Annotated in this window: 14 protein-coding genes; 12 read left to right on the top strand and 2 right to left on the bottom strand. The window is 59.7% G+C overall.

Annotated elements, in window-relative coordinates:
- Window positions 1-85: 85 nt before the first annotated feature.
- From OH720_RS03765 to OH720_RS03735, 7 genes are all read left to right on the top strand, one after another.
- On the top strand, window positions 86-1,687 hold the full coding sequence (locus tag OH720_RS03765) for an ABC transporter substrate-binding protein (protein ID WP_272604611.1): 1,602 nt from the start codon (window positions 86-88) through the stop codon (window positions 1,685-1,687).
- 173 nt (window positions 1,688-1,860) lie between these two features.
- Window positions 1,861-3,279, top strand: a complete 1,419-nt coding sequence (locus OH720_RS03760; RefSeq protein ID WP_272604610.1) for an OprD family porin — start codon at window positions 1,861-1,863, stop codon at window positions 3,277-3,279.
- 78 nt (window positions 3,280-3,357) lie between these two features.
- A complete protein-coding gene (locus OH720_RS03755; protein WP_272604609.1) occupies window positions 3,358-4,953 on the top strand; it encodes an ABC transporter substrate-binding protein in 1,596 nt (531 codons plus the stop codon).
- A gap of 72 nt (window positions 4,954-5,025) precedes the next feature.
- Window positions 5,026-6,036, top strand: coding sequence for an ABC transporter permease subunit (locus OH720_RS03750; RefSeq protein ID WP_008057470.1), 1,011 nt, complete (start codon window positions 5,026-5,028; stop codon window positions 6,034-6,036).
- A gap of 11 nt (window positions 6,037-6,047) precedes the next feature.
- A complete protein-coding gene (locus OH720_RS03745; protein WP_008057469.1) occupies window positions 6,048-6,974 on the top strand; it encodes an ABC transporter permease subunit in 927 nt (308 codons plus the stop codon).
- Between the two features lie 10 nt (window positions 6,975-6,984).
- Window positions 6,985-7,953 carry an ABC transporter ATP-binding protein gene (locus tag OH720_RS03740; protein ID WP_272604608.1) on the top strand — a complete coding sequence of 323 codons (969 nt, stop codon included), beginning with the start codon at window positions 6,985-6,987 and terminating at the stop codon, window positions 7,951-7,953.
- Entirely contained in the window at window positions 7,953-8,933 is a 981-nt protein-coding gene (locus OH720_RS03735) for a peptide ABC transporter ATP-binding protein (protein ID WP_272604607.1), read from the top strand. Before OH720_RS03740 ends, OH720_RS03735 begins: the two co-directional genes overlap by 1 nt.
- A gap of 174 nt (window positions 8,934-9,107) precedes the next feature.
- Here OH720_RS03735 and OH720_RS03730 read toward each other — a convergent pair whose 3' ends face one another.
- Entirely contained in the window at window positions 9,108-9,359 is a 252-nt protein-coding gene (locus tag OH720_RS03730) for a hypothetical protein (RefSeq protein WP_272604606.1), read from the bottom strand.
- 335 nt (window positions 9,360-9,694) lie between these two features.
- Window positions 9,695-11,278 carry a peptide chain release factor 3 gene (locus OH720_RS03725; RefSeq protein WP_008057464.1) on the bottom strand — a complete coding sequence of 528 codons (1,584 nt, stop codon included), beginning with the start codon at window positions 11,276-11,278 and terminating at the stop codon, window positions 9,695-9,697.
- A gap of 329 nt (window positions 11,279-11,607) precedes the next feature.
- On the opposite strand from OH720_RS03725, the gene OH720_RS03720 reads away from it, so the two are divergent.
- From OH720_RS03720 to OH720_RS03700, 5 genes are all read left to right on the top strand, one after another.
- Window positions 11,608-12,324, top strand: a complete 717-nt coding sequence (locus tag OH720_RS03720) for an ABC transporter permease (RefSeq protein WP_272604605.1) — start codon at window positions 11,608-11,610, stop codon at window positions 12,322-12,324.
- Window positions 12,325-12,344: 20 nt separating this feature from the next.
- Window positions 12,345-13,238 carry a glycine betaine ABC transporter substrate-binding protein gene (locus tag OH720_RS03715; protein WP_272604604.1) on the top strand — a complete coding sequence of 298 codons (894 nt, stop codon included), beginning with the start codon at window positions 12,345-12,347 and terminating at the stop codon, window positions 13,236-13,238.
- Window positions 13,239-13,251: 13 nt separating this feature from the next.
- Window positions 13,252-13,905, top strand: coding sequence for an ABC transporter permease (locus tag OH720_RS03710; RefSeq protein ID WP_180204402.1), 654 nt, complete (start codon window positions 13,252-13,254; stop codon window positions 13,903-13,905).
- Window positions 13,902-15,059, top strand: a complete 1,158-nt coding sequence (locus tag OH720_RS03705; protein WP_272604603.1) for an osmoprotectant ABC transporter ATP-binding protein OsmV — start codon at window positions 13,902-13,904, stop codon at window positions 15,057-15,059. Before OH720_RS03710 ends, OH720_RS03705 begins: the two co-directional genes overlap by 4 nt.
- A 462-nt stretch (window positions 15,060-15,521) precedes the next feature.
- A complete protein-coding gene (locus OH720_RS03700) occupies window positions 15,522-16,685 on the top strand; it encodes a type III PLP-dependent enzyme (protein ID WP_008057459.1) in 1,164 nt (387 codons plus the stop codon).
- Window positions 16,686-16,735 lie beyond the last annotated feature (50 nt).

The following is a 16,735-nucleotide window of genomic DNA, read 5'->3' as shown; positions in this document are numbered from 1 at the left end:
CGCCATGGCTGGAAACCAGTGAAGCCTCCCCGTCTGCGCACGGGACGAAGGCTCATTGTCACAACACTGAACAAGAGAGAGCGTCATGCGCCATACCTTGGTTTTATCCGCATTGCTGGGCACTGGCCTCTTGGCCGCCACGTCCATGAGCCAGGCCGCCTCCAACAGCCTGGTGTTCTGCTCCGAAGGCAGCCCCGCCGGCTTCGACACCGCGCAGTACACCACCGCGACCGATAACGACGCCGCCGAACCGCTGTATAACCGCCTGGCAGAGTTTGAAAAAGGCTCGACCAATGTCGTACCGGGCCTGGCCACCAGTTGGGATATTTCCGAGGACGGCCTCGCATACACCTTTCACCTGCGCCCGGGGGTGAAGTTTCATACAACCAAGTACTTCACACCGACTCGCGACTTCAACGCCGATGACGTGCTGTTCACGTTCAATCGCATGCTCGACCCGCAACAACCTTTCCGTAAGGCTTACCCGACCGAATTCCCGTATTTCAACGGGATGAGCCTGAACAAGAACATCGCCAAGGTCGAAAAGACCGGGCCGCTGACCGTGGTCATGACGCTAAACAGCGTCGACGCCGCGTTCATCCAGAACATCGCCATGAGCTTTGCCGCGATTCTCTCCGCCGAGTACGCCGACAAGCTGCTCGCCGAAGGCAAGCCGAGCGACATCAACCAGAAGCCCATCGGCACCGGACCGTTCGTGTTCAAGAGTTACCAGAAAGACTCGAACATCCGTTACACCGGCAACAAGCATTACTGGGACCCGAGCCGGGTCAAGCTCGACAACCTGATTTTCGCCATCAACACCGACGCCTCGGTGCGCGTGCAGAAGCTCAAGGCCAATGAGTGCCAGATCACCCTGCACCCGCGCCCCGCCGACGTGACCGCGCTGAAGAACGATCCTGCGCTGCAATTAATCGAAAAGCCCGGTTTCAACCTGGGCTACATCGCCTATAACGTGCGTCACAAGCCATTCGACCAGCTCGAAGTGCGTCAGGCGCTGGACATGGCGGTGAACAAGCAAGGCATTCTCAACGCCGTTTACCAGGGCGCTGGGCAACTGGCGGTCAACGCCATGCCGCCGACCCAATGGTCCTACGATGACACCATCAAGGACGCCGCCTACAACCCGGAAAAAGCCAAGGAACTGCTCAAGGCTGCCGGCGTGAAAGAAGGCACCGAAATCACCCTGTGGGCCATGCCCGTACAGCGCCCCTACAACCCCAACGCCAAATTGATGGCCGAAATGCTCCAGGCTGACTGGGCGAAGATCGGCCTCAAGGTCAAGATCGTCAGCTATGAATGGGGCGAGTACATCAAGCGCACCAAGAACGGTGAGCACGACATCAGCCTGATCGGCTGGACCGGTGACAACGGTGACCCGGACAACTGGCTCGGCACCCTGTACAGCTGCGATGCCATCGGTGGCAACAACTACTCCATGTGGTGTGATCCGGCTTACGACAAGCTGATCAAGCAGGCCAAGGTCGTGACCGACCGCGACCAGCGCACCGTGCTCTACAAACAGGCGCAGCAATACCTCAAGCAGCAGGTACCGATCACGCCGGTCGCCCACTCGACGGTCAACCAGCCATTGAGCGCCAAAATCGAAGGGTTCAAGGTCAGCCCTTTCGGTCGCAACGTTTTCTCGGGTGTCAGCATCGAAAAATAAAACCGTGTAGCTGAAAACGCTGGGGGCGCATTGCGCCCTCACGCAAGCGTATTGCCGTAATTCGCCAATCCGGCATCCAGCAAACGTTTGCGATGCGTGCAAGAGTTCCAAAGCAAATAGCCGAACCACCAAAAAAGGCCGGCATTAATAATAGAAAGTAAGGAGCTTCACCCATGAAACTGAGCAGCACCGCGATACTGGCCCTGGCCATCAGCAGCGTAACCGCCACGGCTTACGCTGAAAGCCAGAGCCAGGCGTTCACCCCGGTTACCGTGAAAGAGAAAAGTGCTCAAAGTGAAGCCACGGGTTTCGTCGAAGGCCAGTCGATCACCGGCACGACCCGTAACTGGTACGCCAACGAACAGCTGAAGCGTGGCGCGCACTTCAAATACAAAAAAGACGGCGTACTGCTCGATACGGATCGCCGTATCAACTGGGTTCAGGGCACCATCTTCAAGTACAACTCGGGCTTCACCGAAGGCACAGTTGGCTTCAGCACCGAGGCCGCGGTCTACAACGCCATCGCCCTGGACCAGGATCGCAAGGACCTGGCGTCCGGTAACGGCGGCGCTCCAGAACCAGGCCGCGTCAAGGCGGGTAACAACCGTACCCTGACCCACGATGGCGGCGATGCAGTTGGCCAGTGGAGCAAACTGGGCCTGGCTAACGTCAAGGCACGCTTCTCGAACACCACATTGACTGCTGGTCGTCAAAACTTCAGCAGCCCGATGGTCGATGTAATCGGCAACCGTGCCCTGCCTTCCAGCTTTCAGGGCGTAAGCCTGCACAGCGAAGAACTGGAAAACCTGACGTTTGACTTGGCCACGTTCGACCGCAACTCGCCACGCACCGAAGAAAGCCAGCGTAAATTCCGCTCCGAATACGCTGACGAGATTATCGAAATCGATCACGTGTACACCGCTGGTATTACTTACCAGCCACTCGCCAGCCTGACCACCAGCCTGTGGGGTACCCAGGCCGAAGACATGTGGAACCAGTACTATTTCGGCGCCACTCACGTGTTGGGTGACAGTTCGGTATTGAGCCTGACTACTGGCCTGAACTACTACAAGACCGTCGACGAAGGTAAAGCGAAACTGGGCCAGATTGACAACGACACCTACTCCCTGTCGTTCGGGCTGACTCATCAGGCCCACAGCCTGACGTTCTCCTACCAGGAAGTGAACGGTAACGAGTACTTCGACTACCTGCACGAAACCAACGGCATCTACCTGGCCAACTCCCTGCTGTCGGACTTCAACAGCCCGAACGAGAAGTCCTTCCAGATCGCCTACGGCCTGAACATGGCCGAATACGGTGTACCAGGCCTGAAGTTCAATATCTACCAGGCTCGCGGCTGGGGTATTGACGGTACGCATTACAAAGGCGGCGCCTACGACAGCGTGCTGACGATGGACGGCGAACATCACTACGAATACGGCATCGGTGCTTCCTACGCCGTACAGAGCGGTCCGCTCAAGGCAACGACCGTACGCGCGACCTACACCGCGCACCGTGCCAGTGAAAACCAGCTGGATGGCAGCATCAACGAGTTCCGTCTTGTGACCACCGTTCCGTTCAACATTCTGTAATGCACCGGCCAAACGGCTGATTCCACGAAGAGTCAGCCGTTCGGCTTTTGTCCTTTAACCGATTGCAGAGGGTTCTTGATGAAAATGCTTCCCCTACGTGCGGCCATCGCGGCCGCCTTGCTGAGTGTCGCGGTGGGTGTATCGGCCAAGCCGCTGGTGGTCTGCACCGAAGCCAGCCCCGAAGGCTTCGACATGGTCCAGTACACAACTGCAGTCACAGCCGACGCGGTGGCCGAAACCATCTTCAATCGCCTGGCGGACTTCAAGCCCGGCACCACTGATGTGATTCCGGCACTGGCCGAATCCTGGGCCATTAGCGAAGACGGTCTGACCTACACATTCCACCTGCGCAAAGGCGTCAAGTTTCACACCACTGAATACTTCAAGCCGACCCGCGACATGAATGCCGACGACGTGGTCTGGAGCTTCCAGCGTCAGCTGGACCCGAACCACCCATGGCACAAACTGTCGAGCGTGGGCTTCCCGTACTTTGAAAGCATGGGCTTCAAGGAACTGCTGAAAAACGTCGAAAAAGTCGACGACAACACGGTCAAGTTCACCCTGACCCGCCGCGAAGCGCCGTTTTTGGCTGACATCGCCATGGCGTTCTCCTCGATCTACCCTGCCGAATACGCCGACCAGCTGCTCAAGGCCAACAAGACTGGCGACCTGAACAACAAGCCGATCGGCACCGGTCCGTTTGTCTTCCAGCGTTACAACAAGGACGCCCAGGTTCGCTTCAAGGCCAACCCGGACTATTTCCGTGGCAAGCCGCCGGCTGATTCGCTGATCCTGGCCATCGCCACCGACAACAACGTGCGCCTGCAGAAGCTCAAGGCCAACGAATGCCAGGTCGCGCTGTATCCGAAGCCGGATGACATCCCGAGCATCAAGAAAGACACCAAGCTGAAGGTCGATGAACTGAACGCGATGACCGTCGCGTACATCGCCATCAACACCCAGCACAAATACCTGAGTGACGTGCGCGTACGTAAAGCCATCGACATCGCCTTCGACAAGGAAGCGGCCGTCAACGCGCTGTTCGGCAAAGGCAATGCCACCGCTGCGGTCAATCCGTTCCCGGACACCCTGCTGGGCTACAACCACGACCTGAAGAACCCGACCCGCGATCTGGACAAGGCCCGCGCCCTGCTCAAGGAAGCCGGCGTACCGGAAGGTACCGTGTTCACCCTGTTCACCCGCAACGGCGGTGGTGCGACCAACCCCAACCCGATGCTCGGCGCGCAGATGATGCAGGCCGACCTGGCCAAGGTCGGGATCAAGATCGACATCCGCGTCATGGAGTGGGGCGAAATGCTCAAGCGCGCGAAAAACGGCGAGCACGATATGGTTTCCGCCGGATGGGCGGGCGATAACGGCGACCCGGATAACTTCTTGACGCCTATGCTCAGTTGCGAGGCGGCGAAGAACGGCGAAAACTACGCTCGCTGGTGCAATGAAAAATTCCAGGCCCTGCTTGACCAGGCCCGGGAAAAAACCGACCCGGCCGAGCGTGCAGCGCTGTACGAACAGGCACAGGTTATCTTTAACCAGGACCAGCCATGGATCAGCCTGGCGCACACTAGAATGTTCACAGCAATGCGCAACAACGTAGAGGGCTACCAAATTAGCCCGCTCACCACCAATAACTTCGCCACCACCCAGGTGAAGTAGATAAGAAACTCCCGGCATCCCTGACCCAGGCATGCCGGGCACGCCTAACCGGCTGATGAGGTACACCTTACGATGTTTAGTTTTATTGCCCGCCGACTGGGGTTACTGATCCCCACGTTCTTCGGCATCACCTTGCTGACGTTCGCGTTGATTCGCATGATCCCTGGCGACCCCGTGGAAGTCATGATGGGCGAACGCAGAGTCGACCCGGAAATGCACGCTCAGGCAATGGAACGCCTTGGTCTGAACAAACCCCTGTATGCCCAGTACCTGGATTACATCGGTAAACTGGCCCACGGCGATCTCGGGGAATCCCTGCGTACCCGTGAAAGCGTCTGGAACGAGTTCACCTCCCTATTCCCCGCGACCCTGGAACTGTCCATGGCCGCCCTGTTGTTCGCCGGTATCCTGGGCCTGCTGGCCGGGGTGATCGCGGCACTCAAGCGAGGGTCCCTGTTCGACCATGGAGTGATGGGCATCTCCCTCGCGGGATACTCGATGCCGATCTTCTGGTGGGGCCTGATCCTGATCATGTTCTTCTCGGTCTCCCTGGGCTGGACCCCGGTCTCCGGGCGGATCGACCTGCTCTATGACATCGAGCCGCGCACCGGCTTCATGCTGATCGATACGCTGCTGGCCGATGACGTCGGCGCGTTCCTCGATGCGCTGCACCACCTGATCCTGCCGGCCATCGTGCTCGGCACCATTCCGCTGGCGGTGATCGCGCGGATGACCCGTTCGTCGATGCTCGAAGTGCTGCGTGAAGACTACATCCGTACCGCCAAGGCCAAGGGCCTGTCGCCGTCGCGCGTGGTGTTCGTGCACGGCCTGCGCAACGCGCTGATTCCGGTATTGACCGTGGTCGGCCTGCAAGTCGGCACTCTGCTGGCCGGTGCGGTCCTGACCGAAACCATCTTCTCCTGGCCGGGCATCGGCAAATGGCTGATCGAAGCCATTGGCGCCCGGGACTACCCGGTCGTGCAAAACGGCATCCTGTTAATCGCCTGCCTGGTGATTCTGGTCAACTTCGTAGTGGACATCCTCTACGGCTTTGCCAACCCACGCATCCGTCATCAGCGCTGAGGTCAATACCCATGAGCACTCCAACATCCTCAGTAGCCACCGCCACTTCCGCCGTGGATCAAAGCCTGCTGTACCCGTCGCCGTACAAAGAATTCTGGCAAGCGTTTTCCAAGAACAAAGGTGCCGTTGCCGGCCTGATGTTCATGCTGCTGGTGATTTTCTGCGCCATCTTCGCCCCGTGGGTTGCGCCCCATGACCCGAGCGAGCAGTACCGCGACTTCCTGCTCACCCCGCCAGCCTGGCTGGAAGGTGGGCAGATCCAGTTCCTGCTGGGTACCGATGAACTGGGTCGCGACCTGCTGTCGCGCCTGATCCAGGGCTCGCGCCTGTCGCTGCTGATCGGTTTGTCGTCGGTGGTGATGTCGCTGATCCCGGGGATCCTGCTGGGCCTGCTCGCCGGTTTCTTCCCCAAAGCCGTCGGCCCGACCATCATGCGCCTGATGGACATCATGCTGGCCCTGCCGTCCCTGCTGCTGGCCGTGGCGATCGTCGCCATCCTCGGCCCTGGCCTGATCAACACCGTGATCGCCATCGCCGTGGTGTCCCTGCCGTCCTATGTGCGCCTGACCCGCGCTGCGGTCATGGGCGAGCTGAACCGCGACTACGTAACCGCCGCGCGCCTGGCTGGTGCCGGCCTGCCGCGCCTGATGTTCGTCACCGTGCTGCCCAACTGCATGGCACCGTTGATCGTACAGGCCACCCTGAGCTTTTCCTCGGCGATTCTCGATGCCGCCGCCCTGGGCTTCCTCGGCCTTGGCGTACAACCGCCAACCCCTGAGTGGGGCACCATGCTGGCCTCGGCCCGCGACTACATCGAACGCGCCTGGTGGGTAGTCAGTCTGCCTGGTTTGACCATTTTGCTCAGCGTGCTGGCAATCAACTTGATGGGTGACGGCCTGCGCGACGCGCTGGACCCGAAACTCAAGAACGCCGCCTGAGGAGATTCCCATGTCACTGCTAGAAATCAAGAATCTCAACGTTCGCTTCGGCGACAAGAACGCTACGCCCGTGGTCGATGGCCTCGACCTGAAAGTCGACAAGGGCGAAGTGCTGGCCATCGTTGGCGAGTCGGGTTCGGGTAAATCCGTGACCATGATGGCGCTGATGGGCCTGATCGAACATCCAGGCATCGTCACCGCCGACTCGCTCAGCTTTGACGGCAAGGACATGCTCAAGCTCAACAATCGCCAGCGTCGGCAAATCGTCGGTAAAGACCTGTCCATGGTCTTCCAGGATCCGATGACCGCGCTGAACCCGAGCTACACCGTCGGTTTCCAGATCGAGGAAGTGCTGCGCCTGCACTTGAAAATGTCCGGCAAGCAAGCGCGCAAACGCGCCATCGAACTCTTGGAAAAAGTGGAAATCCCGGGCGCCGCCAGCCGTATGGACGCCTACCCGCACCAACTGTCCGGTGGTATGAGCCAGCGTGTCGCGATCGCCATGGCGATTGCCGGCGAACCGAAACTGCTGATCGCCGACGAACCGACCACTGCCCTCGACGTAACGATCCAGGCGCAGATCATGGACCTGCTGCTGGCGTTGCAGAAAGAACAGAACATGGGCCTGGTGCTGATCACCCACGACCTCGCCGTGGTGGCCGAAACCGCCCAGCGCGTGTGCGTGATGTACGCAGGGCAAGCGGTCGAAGTCGGCCAGGTGCCGCAACTGTTCGACATCCCGGCACACCCGTACAGCGAAGCGCTGCTCAAGGCGATTCCGGAACACAGCCTGGGCGCCTCGCGCCTGTCGACCCTGCCGGGCATCGTCCCGGGTCGCTACGACCGTCCGCAGGGCTGCCTGCTGTCGCCGCGCTGCCCCTACGTGCAGGAAAACTGCCGCGTGCAGCGTCCAGCCCTTGATCCGAAAAGCCACAGCCTCGCCCGCTGCTTCTACCCGCTGAACCAGGAGGTGGCGTAATGGCCGTCGTACTTACCGCCCGCGACCTGACCCGTCACTACGAAGTGTCCCGTGGCCTGTTCAAGGGTCACGCCACCGTTCGCGCCCTCAACGGCGTGTCGTTCGAACTGGAAGCCGGCAAGACCCTCGCCGTCGTGGGTGAGTCGGGCTGCGGAAAATCCACCCTGGCCCGTGCCCTGACCCTGATCGAAGAGCCGTCCTCCGGCTCCCTGAAAATCGCCGGGCAGGAAGTCGCCGGCGCCGACAAGGCCCAGCGCAAGCAACTGCGCAAAGACGTGCAGATGGTGTTCCAGAGCCCGTACGCCTCGCTGAACCCCCGGCAGAAAATCGGTGACCAGCTGGCTGAACCGCTGTTGATCAACACCAACCTGTCGGCCACCGAACGTCGCGAAAAAGTCCAGGCGATGATGAAGCAGGTAGGTTTGCGCCCTGAGCATTACCAGCGCTATCCACACATGTTCTCCGGCGGCCAGCGCCAACGGATCGCCCTGGCTCGCGCGATGATGCTGCAACCGAAAGTGCTGGTCGCGGACGAACCGACCTCGGCACTGGACGTATCGATCCAGGCGCAGGTGCTGAACCTGTTCATGGATTTGCAGCAGGAGTTCAACACCGCCTACGTGTTCATCTCCCACAACCTGGCGGTGGTGCAACACGTCGCCGATGACGTGATGGTGATGTACCTCGGCCGCCCGGTGGAAATCGGTCCGAAGAACGACATCTACGAGCGCCCGCTGCACCCCTACACCCAGGCGCTCCTGTCGGCCACCCCGACCATTCACCCGGACCCCAACAAGCCGAAAATCAAGATCGTCGGCGAATTGCCCAACCCGCTGAACCCGCCGCCTGGCTGCGCTTTCCACAAGCGCTGCCCGTATGCGACCGAGCGCTGCAAAACCGAAGAGCCGGCCCTGCGCCCTCTCGATAACCGGCAGGTGGCTTGCCACTACGCCGAGCAATTCGTGCACGGCCCGGCATAAAAATGTGGGAGCGGGCTTGCTCGCGAAGGCGCTCTATCAGTCGACAAAGACAGTGACTGACATGACGCCTTCGCGAGCAAGCCCGCTCCCACAGGGATATTGCTCGTTCATCCAACCCCTTCTATTTCGATTGCGTACTAATCGGGAGAGAAGGGGTTTTATTTTGTCCGTGCTTTACGTCTGGCTATCACCTTCCTCATCGGAGTCCGGTTCATCGGTGGTCGAGTCATCGTCACCCGCACTACCGCCCTGCCCCTTGTCGCCCGGTTCCGATTCGGACTTGGCAATCATCAGATCACCGTGGGTTCCCTGCCCGCTAGACGCCTGGCTTTCGTGATCCTCACACTCGGCCCAGACCGCCGAACTACCGAGGGCCAGCATCAGCAAAACCTTCAACAGCAACACAACGCGTAGCAACCTGTTCATAGTCGAATCCATCCTTTCGCAGGTGAAACATCTGTGCCTGACTAGCCTCACTAAAATTTAGTTCCGATCAGCCCGGTTCTCCAGATAGGACGCTAACGATGAGACCGAAATGCCGCAGATGTAGAGATTGGTTTTGAATAAGGAATATATCCAAACCGATTAACACCGACGCCCTATGTGGGAGCGAGCTTGCTCGCGATGACTGACTCACAGGCAACATCTTTGCTGAATGACAGACCGCCATCGCGAGCAAGCTCACTCCCACAGGGATAATCGCAGACCCAAAAAAAGCCCCGAGGCTTTCGCGTCGGGGCTTTGGATTTGCAACTCAACGCTTAGTGATGCTCACGCGTCGCGCGGAATTTCACGTCCGGCCAGCGCTCTTCCATCAGTGCCAGGTTGACCCGGGTCGGCGCGAGGTAGGTCAGGTGACCGCCGCCGTCCAGTGCCAGGTTTTCCACGGCCTTGTTGGAGAATTCCTCAAGCTTCTTCTTGTCGCTGCATTCGATCCAGCGCGCGGAATACACGGTGATCGGCTCGTAGGAGCACTCGACCTTGTATTCCTCTTTCAGGCGGCTGGCGACCACGTCGAACTGCAGCACACCGACGGCACCGAGGATGATGTCGTTGCTGCGCTCGGGGAAGAACACCTGGGTCGCGCCTTCTTCGGCCAGTTGTTGCAGGCCCTGGCGCAGTTGCTTGGATTTCAACGGATCACGCAGGCGTACGCGGCGGAACAGTTCCGGGGCGAAGTGCGGGATGCCGGTGAAGCCCAGGACTTCGCCTTCGGTGAAGGTGTCGCCGATCTGGATGGTGCCATGGTTGTGCAGGCCGATGATGTCGCCGGCAAACGCTTCTTCCAGCTGCTCGCGCTCGGAGGAGAAGAAGGTCAGCGCATCGCCGATCCGCACGTCCTTGCCGGTGCGCACGTGGCGCATCTTCATGCCTTTTTCGTACTTGCCGGAGCAGATGCGCATGAAGGCGATACGGTCGCGGTGTTTCGGGTCCATGTTTGCCTGGATCTTGAAGATGAAGCCTGAGAACTTCTCTTCCACCGGCTCCACGGTGCGCTCGTTGGCTACGCGTGCCAGCGGGCGCGGCGCCCAGTCGACCACCGCATCGAGCACGTGATCGACGCCGAAGTTGCCCAGTGCGGTACCGAAGAATACCGGGGTCAACTGGCCGTCGAGGAATTCCTGCTGGTTGAACTCGTGGCAGGCACCCTGCACCAGTTCCAGCTGCTCGATGAAACGCTCGTACTCGTCACCCAGGTGGGCGCGGGCTTCATCGGAATCGAGTTTCTCGATGATCTTGGTTTCGGTGCGTTCGTGACCGTGACCGGCGGTGTAGACGATGATGTAGTCGTCGGCGAGGTGGTAAACGCCCTTGAAGTCACGGTAGCAGCCAATCGGCCAGGTGATCGGCGCCGCCTTGATCTTGAGGACCGCTTCGATCTCGTCGAGCAGTTCGATCGGATCGCGAATGTCACGGTCGAGTTTGTTGATGAAGCTGACGATCGGCGTGTCACGCAGGCGGCAGACGTCCATCAGCGCGATGGTCCGTGGCTCTACACCTTTACCGCCGTCGAGGACCATCAAGGCCGAGTCCACCGCTGTCAAGGTGCGGTAGGTGTCTTCGGAGAAGTCTTCGTGGCCCGGGGTGTCGAGCAGGTTGATCATGTGCTCGCGATACGGGAACTGCATGACCGACGTGGTAATGGAAATACCCCGTTGTTTTTCCATTTCCATCCAGTCGGAGGTGGCATGGCGATCGGATTTACGGGATTTCACCGTACCGGCCACCGCGATCGCCTTGCCCATCAGCAAGAGCTTCTCGGTGATGGTGGTCTTACCGGCATCGGGGTGGGAAATAATGGCGAAAGTGCGGCGTTTCGCGACTTCGGCGGCCTGTTTGGTCATGGGAAATCGCCTGGCAGGTGATTCAAAAAAGGGCGCAGATTATAGCCCAAGTTGATTCAATAACCGAACCGTTGAGCACATTAGGGGTGGCCAAATGCTGCCTCAGATGGGAACCTTTTAAAGCACGGAGACGTCCACTCCCCCGTAACGACCACTCGTCGGGGGCCTGAAACACCCGCTATTCAGCCTGACGAGGCTGTGCTCATGGTTCGTTTGCATGCTGTTTTACCAGCATCTGACGAGCTGCTTCTCGCGAACGTTTTCCGGCAGCCAGGCATGGCATGCCACACGGAATTGCGTTCGCCGACGGAAAAAAAAGGAGTCCGCCTGTGGCTATTCGCTATGGCAAAGGGCTGATAGGAGGCGCGCTGGTAATCGCCCTTCTGGCCCTGCTGGTCCACTGGATCGGCATCAACACGATCGAACACTACCGCGACGATTTGTTGTTTTACCTGCAAGCTCATCTGATTCTCGTCCTCGCTTCCATGCTGGCCGCCCTTGTCGTGGGCATTCCTGCCGGCATCTTCCTCAGCCGCCCGACCATGGTTGGACGCGCCGAACGCTTCATGCAGATCTTCAACATCGGCAACACGGTGCCGCCTCTGGCCGTGCTGGCCATCGCCCTGGGCGTGCTCGGCATCGGCAGCGGTCCCGCGATCTTCGCCTTGTTCCTCGCCTCGTTGTTGCCAATCGTGCGCAACACCTACGAAGGCCTGAAAAACGTCCAGGGTTCGCTCAAGGAAGCGGCCGTCGGCATTGGCATGACCCCGTCTCAAGTGCTGTGGCGGGTCGAACTGCCGAACGCCATGCCGATCATCATCGGCGGCGTGCGCGTGGCATTGGCGATCAACGTCGGGACGGCGCCGCTGGCGTTCCTGATCGGCGCCAACAGCCTGGGCAGCCTGATCTTCCCCGGCATCGCCCTGAACAACCAGCCGCAACTGCTGCTGGGCGCGGCCTGCACCGCCCTGCTGGCCTTGTTGCTCGACGCACTGGTGACACTCGCCAGCCGTCTCTGGCTCGAACGCGGTTTGCGCCCGTCTTAAGCCTCGGCAAAGGAATCATCATGAAGACATCAAGCTTTTTACTAGGCTGCGTCCTGCTGTGCGCAGGATTTGCCCAAGCCGCGGAAAAACCGTTGATCCGCATCGGCGCCCGGGTGTTCACCGAACAGACGCTGCTGGCGGAAATCACCTCCCAGTACCTGCGCACCAAGGGTTATGAGGTACAAGTGACCGGCGGCCTGGGCAGCAATCTGGCCCGCAGCGCCCACGAAAGCGGGCAACTGGACATGCTCTGGGAATACACCGGCGTGTCGCTGGTGGCCTACAACCATGTCAGCGAAAAACTCGACAGCCAACAGTCCTACGCCCGGGTGAAAGAACTCGATGGGAAAAAAGGCCTGGTCTGGCTGACGCCGTCGAAATTCAGCAACACCTATGCCCTGGCCCTGCCCAAGAACGTCGCCGACCGGTACCCCCAAATCAACACCATCAGCGAGCTGAACAAGGTGCTGCGCCAGGAAGACAGGACCAACAATCTGATAGCGCTCGACACCGAGTTCGCCAATCGCTCGGACGGGCTCGACGGCATGGTGCAGCTGTACGACATGAACCTGACCCGCAAGAACATCCGGCAGATGGACGCAGGCCTGGTCTACACCGCCCTGCGCAACGGCCAGGTGTTTGCCGGTCTGGTCTACACCACCGACGGTCGCTTGAACGCCTTCAAGCTCAAGTTGCTGGAAGACGACAGGCATTACTTCCCCGACTACACCGCAGCGCCCGTGGTTCGCCAGGCCTACCTCGATGCGCATCCGCAACTGGCCGAACAGCTCAAGCCACTGGCTGAACTGTTCGACGACAACACCATGCGCGAGCTCAACGCGCGGGTCGATGTCGAGCACCAGAGTCCTTCAGCCGTTGCCGCGGATTTCCTGCGCCAACACCCATTGAACTGAAGGAGCAAGACTCATGGAATTGTTCAACGCCTTTTCCCATCTCGACTGGCAGCAGGTGCTGCAGCTGACCGGGCAACACATCACCCTGGTCGGCATCGCCGTGACCCTGGCGATTGTGGTTGGCGTGCCGCTGGGCGTGCTGATGACGCGCTTCCCCAGTCTCGCCGGCCCCCTGCAAGCCAGCGCCACGGTGCTGCTGACCGTGCCGTCGATCGCGCTGTTTGGCCTGCTGCTGCCGTTCTACTCGAAGTTCGGCCAGGGCCTGGGGCCGATGCCGGCGATCACCGCGGTATTTCTCTACTCGCTGCTGCCGATCATGCGTAACACCTACCTGGCCCTGACCAACGTCGAACCGGGCATCCGCGAAGCCGCGCGCGGCATCGGCATGACCTTCGGCCAGCGCCTGCGCATGGTCGAACTGCCGATCGCCGTGCCGGTGATCCTCGCCGGCGTACGCACCGCCGTGGTCATGAACATCGGTGTCATGACCATTGCCGCCACCATCGGCGCCGGTGGCCTCGGTGTACTCATCCTCGCTTCCATCAGCCGCAGCGACATGTCGATGCTGATCGTCGGCGCCGTGCTGGTCAGCCTGCTGGCCATCTTCGCCGACCTGCTTCTGCAATGGCTGCAACGCTCGCTGACTCCAAAAGGACTGCTCAAATGATCGAACTTCAAAACCTCAGCAAGACCTTCCAAAGCAACGGCAAAGACGTGAAAGCCGTGGACTCGGTAAGCCTGACCGTCAATGAAGGCGAGATTTGCGTGTTCCTCGGGCCTTCGGGCTGTGGCAAAAGCACCACGCTGAAAATGATCAACCGCCTGATCAAACCGACCTCGGGCAAGATCCTGATCAATGGCGAAGACACCACCGGTCTCGACGCCGTGACCCTGCGCCGCAACATCGGTTATGTGATCCAGCAGATCGGCCTGTTCCCCAACATGACCATCGAAGAGAACATCGTGGTGGTGCCTAAACTCCTGGGCTGGGACAAGCAGAAGTGCCACGACCGCGCCCGCGAGTTGATGAGCATGATCAAGCTCGAACCCAAGCAATACCTGCATCGCTACCCTCGGGAACTGTCCGGTGGCCAGCAACAGCGTATCGGCGTGATTCGCGCGCTGGCCGCCGATGCACCGCTGTTGTTGATGGACGAACCGTTCGGCGCGGTCGACCCGATCAACCGCGAGATGATCCAGAACGAGTTTTTCGAGATGCAGCGGGCGCTGAACAAGACGGTGATCATGGTCAGCCACGACATTGATGAAGCCATCAAGCTCGGCGACAAGATCGCAATTTTCCGCGCTGGCAAACTGCTGCAGATCGACCACCCGGATACCCTGCTGGCGCACCCGGCGGACGACTTCGTCAGCAACTTCGTTGGCCAGGACAGCACGCTTAAACGCTTACTTCTGGTTAAAGCCGAAGACGCAGCTGACAACGCACCGTCCGTCAGTCCGGAAACCTCGGTGGCCGATGCGCTGGAGTTGATGGATGAGCATGACCGACGCTACGTGGTGGTCACCTGCGCCGATAACAAGGCCCTGGGTTATGTGCGCCGTCGCGACCTGCACCGTCAGGCCGGCACTTGCGGGCAGTACCTGCGGGAGTTCAACGCCACGGCGGCGTATGACGAGCATTTGCGCATCCTGTTGTCGCGGATGTACGAGTTCAACCGGTCGTGGTTGCCGGTGATGGATGCCGAGCGGGTGTTCCTTGGGGAAGTGACGCAGGAATCGATTGCCGAGTATCTGAGTTCCGGCAAGTCCCGTGGGGGCAAGACCAGCATTGTTTCGCCTGCCGAGGTAGCGCTGGCCTGACTGACGCCTTCGCGGGCAAGCCTCGCTCCTACGGATTCGGTGTCGTGCAAACAATAACGCACCCCCCAATCTGTAGGAGCGAGGCTTGCCCGCGAATGGGGCACCTCAATTCCCGCTGACACACCTCAAATATCCCTCCAAGGGGAACATCACACCGTCACACAGGTCCGTTACATCAGTAGTTGTAAGGGACCGCACGACGGATGCGTGCAAAAACGCGACATTTTTTGTTGATCTCAAGCCCCTCACGCCCTAAAGTTCGCGCCGAACGTCCATGCTGGAAACGATCCATCCGGCTCAAGTACTGACGACGAGACAGCAAGGCCAAGGGAAAGCAGCGCTTCCCATGGCCTTTTTGCTTTCGGCGACATGCCTTGGGAAGTAGGCGAACCAAAGTGGGGATACGGAGGACGTTCATTTGCACCCATTGATAATTTCAGTTTGCCAGTAGGAGTTCCCAGCATGTCGATCCAGGTCGAAGACTATTTCGCGCGCGATACCTTTCAGAAAATGAAGGCGTTCGCCGACAAGCAAGAAACCCCGTTCGTGGTGATCGACACCGCGATGATCAGCCAGGCCTATGACGACCTGCGCGCCGGTTTCGAATTCGCCAAGGTCTACTACGCCGTCAAGGCCAACCCGGCCGTGGAAATCATCGACCTGCTCAAGGAGAAAGGCTCGAGCTTCGACATCGCCTCGATCTACGAGCTGGACAAAGTACTGAGCCGCGGCGTCAGCGCCGACCGGATCAGCTACGGCAACACCATCAAGAAATCCAAGGACATCCGCTACTTCTACGAGAAGGGCGTGCGCCTGTATGCCACCGACTCCGAAGCCGACCTGCGCAACATTGCCAAGGCCGCACCGGGCGCGAAAGTCTACGTACGCATCCTGACCGAAGGCTCGACCACCGCCGACTGGCCTTTGTCGCGCAAATTCGGCTGCCAGACCGACATGGCCATGGACTTGCTGATCCTTGCCCGTGACCTGGGCCTGGTGCCGTACGGCATCTCCTTCCACGTAGGTTCGCAGCAGCGCGACATCAGCGTCTGGGACGCCGCGATCGCCAAGGTCAAGGTGATCTTCGAACGCCTGAAGGAAGAAGACGGCATCGTATTGAAGCTGATCAACATGGGCGGTGGCTTCCCCGCCAACTACATCACCCGCACCAACAGCCTGGAAACCTACGCCGAAGAAATCATCCGCTTCCTCAAGGAAGACTTCGGTGACGACCTGCCGGAAATCATCCTTGAGCCGGGCCGTTCGCTGATCGCCAACGCCGGCATCCTGGTCAGTGAAGTCGTGCTGGTCGCCCGTAAATCCCGTACCGCGGTCGAGCGTTGGGTGTACACGGACGTGGGCAAGTTCTCCGGCCTGATCGAAACCATGGACGAAGCCATCAAGTTCCCGATCTGGACCGAAAAGAAAGGCGAGATGGAAGAAGTCGTCATCGCCGGCCCAACCTGCGACAGCGCCGACATCATGTACGAAAACTACAAGTACGGCCTGCCACTGAACCTGGCCATCGGTGATCGCCTGTACTGGCTGTCGACCGGTGCGTACACCACCAGCTACAGCGCAGTCGAGTTCAATGGCTTCCCGCCGTTGAAATCGTTCTACGTGTAAGCGCTATACGCTGAAAGCAAAAAGCCCATGACGAGTCATGGGCTTTTTTG

The sequence above is a fragment of the Pseudomonas sp. WJP1 genome (genome assembly GCF_028471945.1).
Lineage (GTDB): Bacteria > Pseudomonadota > Gammaproteobacteria > Pseudomonadales > Pseudomonadaceae > Aquipseudomonas.
Note: the sequence above shows the minus strand (reverse complement) of the source record. Positions and strands in the feature narration are given on the sequence as shown.